General features: G+C 47.7%; 1 pseudogene. It reads left to right on the forward strand.

The window, feature by feature from the left end:
* Positions 1-465, forward strand: a pseudogene (locus CWM53_RS00015) (hypothetical protein); the annotation flags it as partial.

The raw sequence follows: 465 nt of genomic DNA on the forward strand, positions 1-465 counted from the left end.
CTATTGGCGCGGCGGCGACCTATACCCGCATGAAGCGCGGTACTGAAAATACAGAGTCCGGTTTGGCTGGCGCTGTAGGATATCTCACCAGCCATATCCTTGGCCGCAACGCAGCAGAGATGGTGGCGATTGGCTCTCAGTCTTCCGGCGCGCTGGAGTTACTCCCTGCCAACGATTATGGTGACGACTGGCTTAAGGTCGTTGACCGTGACGGTAGTATATTAACGCTGCCCCGAGATCTCCCGGTTGGAGAAGACGATAAGAAAGAAAACTGTCTTTATAGTGGGCTTTATCTGAACCGAGAGAAATGGTGGAAGCTAATGGATGAAAACCTGTTGAATCCGTTTAACACTACATTGAATTCAAGTCAAATTAATACAGATTGGGAAGCTTATAGTAATTTACTGGCTGATGTTCAGGCATTTCATGAAAATCTGATGGGGAAATATCATCCCCAGACCTACT

It is taken from the genome of Klebsiella sp. A-Nf5 (genome assembly GCF_002810545.1).
Classification (GTDB): domain Bacteria; phylum Pseudomonadota; class Gammaproteobacteria; order Enterobacterales; family Enterobacteriaceae; genus Klebsiella; species Klebsiella variicola.